This window comes from Flavobacterium sp. ov086 (assembly GCF_900187965.1).
Taxonomy (GTDB): Bacteria; Bacteroidota; Bacteroidia; order Flavobacteriales; family Flavobacteriaceae; genus Flavobacterium.
Genome location: NZ_FZNL01000013.1, coordinates 95,311 through 108,512 on the forward strand (window position 1 = coordinate 95,311; position 13,202 = coordinate 108,512).

Annotated in this window: 12 protein-coding genes; 4 read left to right on the forward strand and 8 right to left on the reverse strand. The window is 32.9% G+C overall.

Translation table 11 applies throughout. The features are described 5' to 3' along the window. Nucleotides 1-30: 30 nt before the first annotated feature. On the reverse strand, nt 31-483 hold the full coding sequence (locus CHB81_RS15005; protein ID WP_254921116.1) for a GNAT family N-acetyltransferase: 453 nt from the start codon (nt 481-483) through the stop codon (nt 31-33). Nucleotides 484-539: 56 nt separating this feature from the next. After that, a complete protein-coding gene (locus CHB81_RS15010) occupies nt 540-1,601 on the reverse strand; it encodes a DUF3810 domain-containing protein (RefSeq protein ID WP_089352674.1) in 1,062 nt (353 codons plus the stop codon). Between the two features lie 252 nt (nt 1,602-1,853). Between CHB81_RS15010 and CHB81_RS15015 the strand changes: the two genes are divergently transcribed. Continuing rightward, the gene (locus CHB81_RS15015; protein WP_089352675.1) at nt 1,854-3,314 is read left to right on the forward strand and encodes an aminoacyl-histidine dipeptidase; all 1,461 of its coding nucleotides are present in this window, start codon (nt 1,854-1,856) and stop codon (nt 3,312-3,314) included. Between the two features lie 247 nt (nt 3,315-3,561). Here CHB81_RS15015 and CHB81_RS15025 read toward each other — a convergent pair whose 3' ends face one another. From CHB81_RS15025 to CHB81_RS15045, 5 genes are all read right to left on the reverse strand, one after another. Next, nucleotides 3,562-4,872, reverse strand: coding sequence for a DUF389 domain-containing protein (locus CHB81_RS15025; RefSeq protein WP_089352743.1), 1,311 nt, complete (start codon nt 4,870-4,872; stop codon nt 3,562-3,564). Nucleotides 4,873-5,075: 203 nt separating this feature from the next. After that, the gene (locus CHB81_RS15030) at nt 5,076-5,414 is read right to left on the reverse strand and encodes a DHCW motif cupin fold protein (RefSeq protein WP_089352676.1); all 339 of its coding nucleotides are present in this window, start codon (nt 5,412-5,414) and stop codon (nt 5,076-5,078) included. A 105-nt stretch (nt 5,415-5,519) separates the two neighbouring features. Continuing rightward, nucleotides 5,520-6,293, reverse strand: coding sequence for a carboxypeptidase-like regulatory domain-containing protein (locus tag CHB81_RS15035; protein ID WP_089352677.1), 774 nt, complete (start codon nt 6,291-6,293; stop codon nt 5,520-5,522). Nucleotides 6,294-6,547: 254 nt separating this feature from the next. After that, complete coding sequence (locus tag CHB81_RS15040) at nt 6,548-8,467, reverse strand: DEAD/DEAH box helicase (RefSeq protein WP_089352678.1); 1,920 nt, start codon at nt 8,465-8,467, stop codon at nt 6,548-6,550. A 204-nt stretch (nt 8,468-8,671) separates the two neighbouring features. Beyond that, a complete protein-coding gene (locus CHB81_RS15045; RefSeq protein WP_089352679.1) occupies nt 8,672-9,250 on the reverse strand; it encodes a non-canonical purine NTP diphosphatase in 579 nt (192 codons plus the stop codon). Nucleotides 9,251-9,335: 85 nt separating this feature from the next. Between CHB81_RS15045 and CHB81_RS15050 the strand changes: the two genes are divergently transcribed. Further along, nucleotides 9,336-11,114, forward strand: coding sequence for an ABC transporter ATP-binding protein (locus CHB81_RS15050; RefSeq protein WP_089352680.1), 1,779 nt, complete (start codon nt 9,336-9,338; stop codon nt 11,112-11,114). Here the strand turns inward: CHB81_RS15050 and CHB81_RS15055 are convergent. Continuing rightward, nucleotides 11,095-11,439 carry a DUF2809 domain-containing protein gene (locus tag CHB81_RS15055; protein ID WP_176427533.1) on the reverse strand — a complete coding sequence of 115 codons (345 nt, stop codon included), beginning with the start codon at nt 11,437-11,439 and terminating at the stop codon, nt 11,095-11,097. The two genes, CHB81_RS15050 and CHB81_RS15055, sit on opposite strands and share 20 nt — an antisense overlap. A 160-nt stretch (nt 11,440-11,599) precedes the next feature. On the opposite strand from CHB81_RS15055, the gene CHB81_RS15060 reads away from it, so the two are divergent. Beyond that, nucleotides 11,600-12,778 carry a glycoside hydrolase family 88 protein gene (locus CHB81_RS15060; RefSeq protein ID WP_089352682.1) on the forward strand — a complete coding sequence of 393 codons (1,179 nt, stop codon included), beginning with the start codon at nt 11,600-11,602 and terminating at the stop codon, nt 12,776-12,778. 12 nt (nt 12,779-12,790) lie between these two features. After that, nucleotides 12,791-13,195, forward strand: coding sequence for a hypothetical protein (locus CHB81_RS15065; protein WP_089352683.1), 405 nt, complete (start codon nt 12,791-12,793; stop codon nt 13,193-13,195). Nucleotides 13,196-13,202: the final 7 nt, after the last annotated feature.

Sequence of the window (13,202 nt, forward strand, 5' to 3'; positions counted from 1 at the left end):
AGAGTTATTTGTTTTGGGAACTAGGTTGTATTAAGTCAACTTTTTAGAGAAATATATACGCTTATGGCCCTTTGGAAAATCTTTTATTTCTCCGATTGGTTCATAACCATTTTTTAAGTAAAATTTTTCTGCTTGGAAATCAAATGTATCAAGCATAGAGATTTTTGCTCCTTTTTCTGTAGCAATTTTTTCAGCCTGTTTTAGAATCCAAGTTCCGATACCTTTATTTCTGTATTTTCCCTCTATCCACAAAACTTTGATTTCAAGTCCATTCCAATATCCAATACCTCCCAGTATTCCGCCAATTTCAATTCCGTTTTTGGTTTTCGCTACTAATTCTATTGGTTCCCAGATATTTGAATTTGCTGGAACTTTACTCCAATTAAATTCATTTATTCCATCAATTATTTTATTTATATTTTCCTTTTCGCAAGTTTCAATAGTAAATTCCTTCAATACCTCCATGTTATTTTTTTTAGTCATTGACAATGTATTGTTTTTTTTTGCCTATTCATCATTACTTGATTCGTGGTAAACTTTTATAATTCTCGGGTTTTATAATAATTCACCATTAAATCTACAAATTTGCTGTAACTGTCCATTCCATCTTTTTGATTGTTTGATTTTAAGAAATTATCGTAGAAGATCTCAAATCCGGTTTCAATAGGAGTTTGATACTTTTTCCAGAAATCATAACTTTCCTGATAGTTTTTCAAAATTCCGCCATGAACCGTTTTTTTTAATTGCTGAAATATCTTTTCGTCCTTGACTTTCCAGATGCTCAGGCAATAATGCAAACTAAAACTATATCCTGAATACTTGTAATATAGATTATCATTTTTTACAGAAGCCAAAACTCCAATGAAATTACATTCGCTTTCGCTGGCAAAACCCATTTGATGTGCCATTTCGTGGCAACTCGTAAGTGGGAAATTATACATTGGCAGCAAATCATTTACCTGAGCTTCATTTGTAAAGGGATTCAGATAACCTCCAAAACCCATGTATGTCAACGGAAGGCTAAAAAGAGATTTTTTGATACTTAAGACTTCATATTTAAAAAAAGAATGTTCCTGCGCCAGATTTTTATAACCATTCAAATTCATTTGGAAAGCTTCATTTTGCGAATACGGAAAAACAATTTTTGCACTATCATTTTTAGTGATTTGAAGTTGAATTTCGTTTGTTTTAACAATGAGCTTTTTAGTAAAAGCTAATAATTCAGTGTCAGTATATTCTCTTTGAATCTTCATTTTTTCGAAAAGAGGTTCTCTGTAATAATTCAACGCCCAAAGCAAGTGAAAGAAAAAATAAAATACAGAGAGACAACTTAAAACTTTCAGGAGATTATCTTTCCATTGCAGTTTCCATGTTTTTCTAACTTTCCAAAACCATCTGATAACTAATAAAATCAAAATCGAGTAGATACAATCTCCAACAGAAAAAGGGATTTTGCCTAAAAGTGTTCTCGAAAAGTAAGATATTTTTAAGTATAATCCGTTGCTGTAAAAACTTTCAATGAATTCCGGGAAAAATCGAAGAATCTTTAAAATGATAATCTGTACGAGAAATAATAAAGGTAAGATGTATTTTGATTTCACAGCATAAATTTTGGATACGTAAATATAGATACAATATTAAATGATTGAAAAAAGTTTGCCACGAATTTCACTAATTTTCACTAATTTGATTTGTTTTAATAGTTCGCAAAATTTTAAAATATTCGAGTAATCCAATTTTTTGATTCTTATAATTTGTGCTAATTCGTGCAATTCGTGGCAAAAACAACAACACATTCCCTTTAAACTTTGTAACTTTGGGACTCTTAATTGTTAAACTTCAAACAAAATATAATGAGTCAGGAAATAAGAAATCTGGAGCCTAAAGCGCTATGGAATAAGTTTGCGGATTTAAACGCAGTTCCGCGTCCGTCAAAGAAAGAAGAACGTGTGATCGAGTTCATGAAAAACTTTGGAAATAGCTTAGGTTTAGAAACTTTTGAAGACGAAATTCGAAATGTAATTATCCGTAAACCTGCAACTCCGGGAATGGAAAATCGTAAAGCAATCGTAATGCAGGGACACCTTGATATGGTGCACCAAAAAAATGCAGATACTGTTTTTGATTTCGATACCCAAGGAATTGATATGTATGTAGATGGTGACTGGGTTCGTGCGCGTGGTACAACTCTTGGAGCTGATAACGGACTTGGAGTAGCAACAATTATGGCTATTTTAGAAAGTAAAGATATTCCGCATCCAGCAATCGAAGCATTGTTTACAATCGATGAGGAAACTGGAATGACAGGAGCTTTAAACTTAAAAGGAGGAATTCTTCAAGGTCAGATTCTTTTGAATTTAGATACAGAAGAAGATGACGAAATTGATATAGGTTGCGCTGGTGGAATCGATGTAACGGCTACAAGAACCTATCATGAAGAAGAAGTTCCGGAGGGATCAGTTGGTCATATTATTACCGTAAAAGGTCTAAATGGCGGACATTCAGGAATGGATATTCATAAAGGTTTAGGAAACGCTAACAAAATTATGAATCGTTTATTATTTGATGCTTTTGAAAACTTTGGTTTACAAGTGTCAGAAATTAACGGTGGAAGTTTGCGTAATGCAATCCCAAGAGAAAGTGTAGCAAAAGTTATTATTTCTGAAATGTTTGATGAAGCATATATTTTTGATATGCAGGAAATCATCAATGATATTAAAACAGAATACAAAACGACTGAACCAAACCTTTCTATTGAAATTGTAAAATGCGATTTGCCTGCAAAAGTAATGGATTTAGGTGTTCAGGAAGGGATTATTCGTGCTATTTATGCTGCTCATAATGGAGTTTACAGAATGAGTGCTGACATGGATAATTTAGTTGAAACTTCAAATAACATTGCAAGAGTTATTGTAAAAGATGGTGAAATATCTGTTGGATGTTTGACACGTTCTTCTGTAGAAACTTCAAAATTTGATTTGGCTAATTCTCTTCGTTCTGCTTTCGAATTAGTAGGTTGTGAGGTTGAGCTTGCAGGTTCTTATCCAGGTTGGACGCCAAATGTAAATTCTGAAATTCTGGATACTTTGGTTGGGATTTATGAGAAACAAAATAATGAGAAGCCAAAAGTTGTAGCTTGTCACGCTGGTTTAGAATGTGGAATTTTGGGAACAAATTATCCTGATATGGATATGATTTCTTTTGGACCAACTATTCACGGTGCGCACTCTCCAGACGAAAGAGCAAGTATTTCATCGGCTCAAAAATACTGGAAGTTTGTATTAGAGATTCTTTCGAATATACCAGTTAAATAAAGTAATAAGTTTTTAGTCACAGTTTTCAGTTTCTTTTTTTTGAGACTGAAAACTGCAACTGAAAATTAAAAATTAATCTCTTTTAGGAGAATTTTTCTTTTCTCTCTTTTCCTCTTTTTTTTCTTTAGCCGTTTTTAACGGTTCTTTTTTTGCTGTTTTTTTAGCATCTTGACTCTTTGCCATAATATTTTGATTTAGATAATTAACTTATTTTAAAGTAAATATAGGTTCTATTTTTGGTTTATGTTTAATTATTTTGCTGATAAACTTCGATTGAGTCCTTCGCAAGTCTTTCTTTTAGCCACAATTTCATCTTTTGTTGGGTTTGCGAATCCAGACCTTTTTTACTTTGATAAAGAATTACCGGAATATTTTTTGGCTTATTTGCTTCATTTTCACTTGTATAATTTCCAATTGTAAGAGAAGTTACCGTAGGAAATAATATTTTGGCTTCGGCACTAATCTGATTGTTATTAAATTGGTATTGTGATAATTGAGTTCGAAGGTTGTTGATTATAATGTCTTTTTGATCAACAATATTTTGATTGCTATTAATCTGATTCATGATATCCTTTCTCAAATTGACAGTATCTTGCCTGATGATTAATTTTGTGTTTGGTAAGTCATAATAAGCTAGTCTTTTATTAAGATCGACAATTTCAGCATCACTGAATTTTTTGGCTAAAAAGGCTAACTCAATTCTTCTGGGATCTGTGCTGTATCTTATTTTTTTGTAAATAATAGGATAATCGTTATCCAGGAATTCTTTTTGTATGAAAATTTCTGTTCTCGAAGTGTAGCTCTTTTGAATGTATAATTGATACGCAAAATATATACTCGGAATAATTAAAAGTAAAATTAGAATTGTAATACCGTATTTTACTCGCTTTTGATGCTTTATATCGAGTTGTTTTGTAACAGGATAATTTAAATATTTTACGATTACAAAAGTGGCGATGCAAATAAAAACACAATTGATCGTGTAAAGGTATAGTGCGCCAAAAAAGTAAAGATAGTTTCCTAAGGCCAGTCCGTATCCGGCCGTACAAAGTGGAGGCATCAAGGCGGTTGCAATGGCAACACCCGGAATAGGGTTTCCTTTTTCGACACGAGTTACGGCAATCACACCCACTAAACCTCCAAAAAAGGCAATTAAAATATCGTAAATGTTTGGAGAAGTTCTGGCCAATAATTCTGATTGTGCTTCTTTAAAAGGGCTTATATAAAAATAAATTGCCGATGTGGTTAAACTAACAACAGTTGCTATCAGCAAATTTTTAACTGATTTTTTTACTAGTTCAAAATCATACATTCCTAAACCAAAACCCGCACCTACAATTGGTCCCATTAAAGGCGAAATTAACATGGCACCAATAATCACAGCGGTCGAATTTACATTTAATCCAACAGAGGCAATGATAATAGCACATGCTAAAATCCAGATATTAGAACCTCTAAAAGATACAGCACTTGTGATGTTTTCGATTACTAATTTTTTATTTTCTTCGCCTTTGTGAAGATCAATAAAGTTTAGAATTTTTTGTGTGATATCAGTCATTGTATTCGGTATGGTTATGTTTGGAATCTGAATTTTGATAAAAGTAGCAAAATCTAATTTAGTCAAAAAAAACGTGAAGCCCTACATTTATTAAGGTAAGTGTTGCAATATATAAAGAACTAAAGTTTTATTATTTCTAAAAAGCATAAAAAAATCCTCAGCTTTGAGATTGAGGATTTGTGTATTTTGATTTGTTTGCAATGTTATTTTAAAAAATCTCCATCGATTATTAATAACTCAACTCTATTGGTAGTTATTGAACGATGAGAGCTTGCATTATCTGAAACGACATAAGTCATTCCTTTAGAAAGTTTAAACTTTTCTCCGGTTTCCAGTTCGCTAATTAATTCTCCTTCCAGACAATGTACAATATGTCCTTTTTGACACCAATGATCGGCAATATAATTTTCAGAATAGGTAACTTTTCGAATACGTAAACCTTCTAATTGTAAGGTCTGCCAATATGCTGTTCCAGTTTCTCCGGAATGCTCTGTTTTGGCAATTAAGCTCCAGTCAATATTTTGAAAAGGTACTAAAGGCATAGTTTGTGTTTTATTCAGTTAGTAATCAAATATAGCGAAAAAACAAAAAATCCTCAATTACTATTGTAAATGAGGATTTGTATATTTTTGATTTAAAAGTAAAGTTTAATTCTTTTTTAGTATTTTATATTGCTCATAACAGCCACTAATTGCATCCATAATTTGTAAATCGTTAGCTGTTTGTATAAAAGAATCAGAATAATTGCAACGCTGCAAAATTTCAGGAATTTCGTCTTTGCTAATCCCTAAAAGTACTGAGATAGTTTCACGATCATACTTTGATTCTAATAAGTTTCGAATCGTATCATCTTTCTTCATTTCTTTTAACTTCTTGAGTTCTTTTCCGTTTTTTCCAAAGAAACCATACAATACGTCGGCAGGATTAAAGATAGATCCTAGTACTTTTCCAAAAGCATTTGGAGAATATTCACCCGCTTCATAACCTTGTGTAAGACCAGAAATGCTATAACGGTAGTTTTCTTTGGTTGGAATTAATTTAGAATCGACTTCAAGATAGCCGGTCAGGTTAAAAGGGGCAATGATTACTTCTTCAAGTGCAATAGCTTTTTCAGTAAGTTGAATTCGCGTTACTTTATTTTTTATCCAGTCATTAGTAACTCTAACGCGTAAAGATTGAAATCCAAGTATAGAAAAATGAATAGTATCATTTGGCTGCACATCAATTTCAAAATACCCTTTAGCATCAGACATAGCGCCCCGTACCTTATTTGTATTGATAACATTTACATTGGCAAGAGGTTGTTTGCTATTATCATTAATAATATAGCCTGAGACTCTTTGCGGGACTGTAGGTTCTGTATTTTGTGCAAAACCAACGGCTGATAGTAGTGTGAAAAAGAAAACTGCGAAATATTTCATATCCTGATTTAAAGCACTAAAAGTAGTAAATCAGGATTAAATATTTTGCAGTCTTTGAATATAATTATCAGAAAATTAACAAAGGAAGCAGTGTTGCTTTTGGTATTTAAATAAAAAGTGATAAGAAAGATTAGATTACATTGTTTTGAATTGCAAAACTCATTCATAGAGTGTAAGGTTCTCTATATAAGAAAAAATCCCAAATTCCAATTATGTCTGGAATTTGGGATTTTATATTTTAAGATATTAAATAATTAATCTCTTCTTGGTCTTCTTGGTCTTGGTGAATCACCAAAGCTTTCAGAACGTCTAGGAGCTCTGTCAGAACTACCTTCGCTTCTTGGAGCTGAACTTCTAAAACCACCTTCTCTTTTTGGAGCAGATGAGTTTCTGTCGCTTCTGAAACCACCTTCTCTAGGAGCAGAGTTTCTGTCGCTTCTAAAACCTCCACCACCAGAACCTTCACGTCTTGGAGCAAAGCTTCCTTCTCTTCTTGGTCCACCAGAACTACGACCTCCGCCGCTACGTCCATTATGGTCACGTCTTCCGCCACCGTCATTTTTAGAAATTTCAACATTAATACGACGTCCTTCTAATTGTACGTTGTTTAATACTTCCATTACTTTATCAGTGTGCTCAGGATCAGTGTTAAAGAAAGAGAAACCTTCTTTTACATCTACTTTGAAAACATCATCACGACCTAAGTCTAATGTTTCTTTCAAGTAATCTTTAAGTGACATCCAATCGAAATTATCTCTTGAACCAATGTTTACAAAATAACGAACTGCTCCGTTGTTGTTGAATTCTCTTGGCTCAGAATCACTTCTTTCGCGTCTTTCAGAACCTGAAGACTGATTAGAAATATCTCTGTTCTTTTTATAGTAAGCAATAAAACGGTTAAATTCTACTGAAACCATTTTCTTAATCAACTCTTCTTTAGATAAACCTTCAAGAACATTGTTGATTGCTGGTAAATAGTTGTCAATTTCGTGATCAACCTCAGTATCTTTAATTTTGTTTGCTAAGTGCAATAATTGAATTTCGCAGATTTCGATTCCTGATGGAATAGTTTTCTCTTCAAATTTTTGTTTGATGATTCTTTCGATAGAAGAAATTTTACGCAACTCACTTTTTGTAACAATTACAATAGAAGTTCCTAATTTTCCAGCTCTACCAGTACGTCCAGAACGGTGATTGTATGTTTCAATTTCGTCAGGAAGTTGGTAATTTACTACGTGAGTAATATTATCAACGTCAATACCACGTGCAGCAACGTCAGTAGCAACAAGCATCTGAATTTGTCTTCCACGGAAAGATTTCATTACACCATCACGTTGCGCCTGAGATAAATCTCCGTGCAATGCAGCAGCGCTGTATCCATCTTCAACTAATTTTTCGGCTACAGCCTGAGTATCTCTTTTAGTACGACAGAAAACCACAGAGAAAATGTCTGGGTTTGCATCGGCTAAACGTTTTAAAGCTTCATAACGATCACGTGCATTTACTAAGTAAAATTCGTGAGAAACCGTTGCAGAACCTGAATTTTTAGCTCCAACTGTAATTTCAACCGGTTCGCTCATGAATTGTTTAGCAATTCTGGCAACCTCTTGTGGCATAGTTGCAGAGAACAACCATGTGTTTTTTTGATCTGGAGTATCTGATAAAATAGATACGATATCCTCATAGAATCCCATGTTCAACATTTCGTCAGCCTCATCAAGAATACAGTAATCTATATTTTTAATGTTTACTAAACCTCTGTTAATCATGTCTTGCATTCTTCCTGGAGTAGCCACAATAATTTGTGCTCCTCTTTTAATCTCTCTAGCTTGCTCTGTAATACTAGCCCCGCCGTAAACTGCTACCACATTAATACCTTTCTCGTATTTTGAGTAGTTTTTAAGTTCGTTGGTAATCTGTAAACAAAGTTCTCGTGTTGGCGATAAAACTAATGCTTGTGTATTCCTGTTGTCAGCATCAATTTTTTGAATTAGCGGAAAACCGAAAGCTGCCGTTTTCCCTGTCCCTGTCTGAGCCAACGCAACCATATCTGTGTCTTTTTCCAATAATAGGGGAATCGCCTTTTCCTGTACCTCTGACGGATTTTCAAATCCTAGATCTAAAATCGCCTTCAGTAACGATTCATTCAATCCTAATTGTTCAAATTTATTCATATGTGTTTTTAAAATAGGGTGCAAAATTACTGTTAATTATTCAGATAAACTAATGCTATTTTAAGAATTATATATTTGTTATGATTTGATTATCAAAAAGTTATGTTTAGTGTAAAATCATTTTCATAACATATTGAAGAAATTTCCGCGAAAAAACGTCGTGAAATATAAAATTAGCACTCTAAAATGTTGTATTTTAAACAATTATTTTGTGGAGTTCAGAAAATCAATCAGTTGCTGAGTTGCTTTTCCCCGATGCCCAATTTTATTTTTGATTTCTAAAGGCAATTGGGCAAAAGTTTCTGAATAATTTTCCGGTTGAAAAATCGGATCATATCCAAAACCTTGATTTCCTGTTTTTTCAAAAGTAATATTTCCTTTAACGATTCCGGTAAATAAATGTTGTTCTCCTTTTATATTTAATATAATAACGGTCTTGAACTGTGCGCTGCGATCTGATTTATCTTTTAAAGCATCCAAAAGTTTATTCATATTATCATCAGCATTGCGTTGTTTACCTGCGTATCTGGCCGAATATACGCCTGGTTCTCCATTCAAAGCGGTAACTTCCAAACCTGAATCATCTGCAAAACAATCGTAACCATATTTTTCGGTCACGTAATTGGCTTTCAAAATTGCATTTCCTTCAATTGTATCAGCAGTTTCTTCTATTTCTTCAAAACAACCAATTTCTTCAAGACTTAATAATTGTATAGATCCGTTTAGGATACTTTGAATTTCTTTGATTTTATTTTGATTGTTTGATGCGAAAACGAGTTTCATAAATATTGATTTAAAGGTACGACTATTTTTGAAACACAAATTTAGAATTCTTATATTTGATAGTTGCCCAAAAAATAAAAAATAAATGGAGATATCCGCATTATACAAAAAAATAACCCCATTTGTAAAACCATACCGAAAAATGGTAATTGCAACTTTACTGCTTACTTTTTTGGGTTCGTTTGCCGCACAGGTAAATGCTTTAATAATAAAGTATACCGTTGATAAAATTAGTAATTTAATGGTAGCGCACGAACCGTTGTCAAAGGGTTTTCATTTATTAGGTATAATAAGCATCGTTTTGCTTTCTAAAGAACTGATTTATTCAGTAGTGCAATTTGGACAGAAATTTTATGGAGAAAAACTACGCATCTTTATAACCCGCGATATTTCTCAAACTATTGTAGAGAAAATTTTAAGTTATAGAATGGAGTTTTACACTTCAGGTGAAAATGAAAGCGGAAAACTTCAAACCAGAATAGATTTAGGAATCAGTAGTTTGACAAAATTGGTTCAGAACTTTTTTATTGATATTCTGCCTTTATTTGCTAATTCCCTCGTTGCTTTAGTGCTTATGTTTTACGCTAATATTTATGTTGGATTAGTGAGTTTGTGTATTATTCCGATTTATTTTTATGTAAGTCAATTACAAGCCAGTAAATTAAGTGGTTTTAGAAGAAGAATGCGCAATTATCGCGAAACAAAGAACAACGGAGTCATCAGTTTAATTGAATCTATTACGGTTATTAAGTCTTTTGTTCGGGAACCAATGGAAGCAGATCGGCATCAGAAAATTCAATTTGAAATGACCGAAAATCAACTAGCGACCAGAAAAACGAGTTTCATTTTTGAAAGTATCAAAGGTTTTATTGAACAAATAGGAGTGGTAATTATCATTATTCTTACCGCTTATTTTGTTTTGAATAATAAGATGACTATTGGTGCAATTATGTTCCATATTATGTTGTTTAATAACGTTTCTTCTCCAATCAGGCAATTACACCGAATTTATGATGAAGTAAATGATGCTTTAATTTATTCGGAAGGTTTCTTTGATATTTTAGAATCGGAGAATGAAAAAGAAACTACCGGAGATTATATTCCGGAGAAAATAGTAGGATTGATTGAAGTTAAAGATGTTGATTTCGCCTATCCAAATGGAACCAAAGCACTTTCGGACATTAATTTCACTATAAAACCAAATGAAACAACAGCTTTGGTTGGTTTAAGCGGCGCCGGCAAAAGCACGATTATTAATTTGCTGGATAAATTTTATTTGCCCTCTTCGGGAAAAATTTACTTAGACGGAATTGATTTGAATGATTATGATACAGACTTTCTCCGAAAGAATATTGGATTGGTTTTGCAAAAGAATCACATTTTTAAAGGAACAATTGCGGAGAATATTCTCTACGGAAATCCTGAAGCTACAAAAGACGAAGTTATAGATGCGGCAAAACAAGCTTATATTCACGAGCAAGTCATGCAATTGCCAAAAGGATATGATTCTGATGCGCATTTGCTTTCCGGAGGTCAACAACAGCGAATTGCGATTGCGAGATTGTTTCTGAAAAATCCGCCAATTATCTTTTTAGACGAACCCACAGCAAGTTTGGATGCCATTGCAACAGAGCAAATAAAGAAATCGCTGGATGCTATAAAAAAAGACAGAACAGTAATTATTATTTCGCATAGTATTTCTCAAATCATCGACGCTTCTCATATTATAGTTTTAGAAAAAGGAAGATGTATAGAACAAGGTGAGCATGATGAACTTTATGATAACAGATCTGTCTATTATGAGATATTTACAGCGATGGCAAATAGTTTGAATATTGATAAAATCACGCAGACACTCGATTAGTGTATTTCAAAACAATTTGTTCAATACAAAAAGCACTGGCAATCCCAAAAGTATAGGCAAGAATATCACTCCACAGGAAACCTTGTCCGAGAACATATCTGCCAAAAAGAGTTTTTCTAAGTTCGATCATCCAGTTTCCCTGATAAAGCTGCAAAAATTCTATAGAATAACATATTAATAAGGAGACGACTATAATATATAAGGCTTTTTTATCTGTAAATACAATTCGGACCAATAAGTAAATCATAACGGCATACAGAAAATCGCCAGTAATTAAAGGGATTTGCGAAATTTTCCTTGACAGAATTCCAAGAAAAATTGTCATTAGAAATAAAATGGAATAATAGATTCTGGATTTCTTCAAAATTTAACTTTGGTTGGTATCGTTAGTACTTTTTTGGGTAAACAAAAATACAAAGATTCGGATTGGTTGTTCTTATTTTATAAATTTATCAATTCTATAAACCTCATATTAAAATAACCACATGAATACAAGATTTACCATACTGATTTTAACTTTGTTTCTTTTAGGAAATATTGGTTATTCTCAAAAAGACAATTCATTTAATATTAAAAAGCAGTTCGAATATTGTGCAAATCAGGCTTCTCAGACTTTAAAAGTAATTCCGAATGATGGAACATCTCCAAGAAGTATTGCAACAGGAAGCAAGGAATGGAAGTTTGTTGATTATAAAGATTGGACAAGCGGTTTCTGGCCGGGAGAATTATGGTATTTATATGAAGCAACGGGAGATAAAAAATGGGGAAAAGAAGCGGATAAATTTAGCCAATTTTTAAAACCACTATCGGTAAGTAAAGCAAACGATCATGATTTAGGTTTTCAGATTTTTAATAGTTTTGGAAACGGATATCGATTGACTAAAAATCCGGCATACAAAGATATTATCCTAAAAACAGCCGATACTTTGGCAACACTTTTTAATCCAAAAGTTGGAACGATTCAGTCTTGGCCACATAATAAAATGGGTGGGCACAATACGATTATTGATAATATGATGAATTTAGAGTTGCTTTTCTGGGCTTCTAAAAACGGAGGAAATAAGAAGTTGTATGATATTGCAGTAAAACATGCCGAAACTACCATGAATAATCATTTCAGACCTGATTATTCATCCTATCATGTTATAATTTATGATTATGAAACTGGTAAAAAAATAAAAGGGAGAACTGCACAAGGTTACAGCGATGACAGTATGTGGGCGAGAGGTCAGGCTTGGGCGATTTATGGTTTTACAATGGTTTACAGAGAAACAAAAGATTCTAAATTTCTAGATTTTGCTCATAAAGTAGCGCGTGTTTATTTAGATAGATTAACAACTGATGATTTAATTCCGTATTGGGATTTTAATGCGCCGGGAATTCCAAATGAGCCTAGAGATGCTTCTGCAGCTGCAATTGTATCTTCGGCATTAATTGAGCTGAGTTCTTATACAAAAGATAAAACTTTAAAAAACGAATATCTGACTAAATCTAAAAAAATGATTGTTTCGCTTTCAGATCATTATCAAAGTCACGATGTAAACTTTGCTTTTTTACTTCATTCAACAGGACACAAACCTGGCGGAAGTGAAATAGATTGTTCTATAAATTACGCCGATTATTATTATCTTGAAGCACTTTTAAGACTTCAGAAATTAAAATAAAATTATAAAATTATGATCAGGAAAATAAGTCAAATCTCGTTTGCAATTATGGTTGTTTTAATGCTGGTAAGCTGTAAAAATACCAAACAAAAACTTCAGGAATATGTTGTTTCCTATAATGCTGCTGCCAAAAGTTTTAAAGGTGATCACGTAACACTTACAACTGCAAGGGGCTATATAAACGACAATAAAATTGAATTGCGTTTTGAAACCAGTTTAGAAAAAAATGTATCGAATGAAGCTTCGGCTAATAAAGACTTTCCAAACTTGTTGAAACAAATGATAAATAAAGATCAGATTCCTAAGCAATTGGTTGAAGAAGGAGTGCAATTTGATGCTTATTATCTGGCGAATGACAATACCGTTCTTATGAAGCAAATAATTAATAAGGAAGAAATAGCCGGATTATTAAAATAACAAGAAT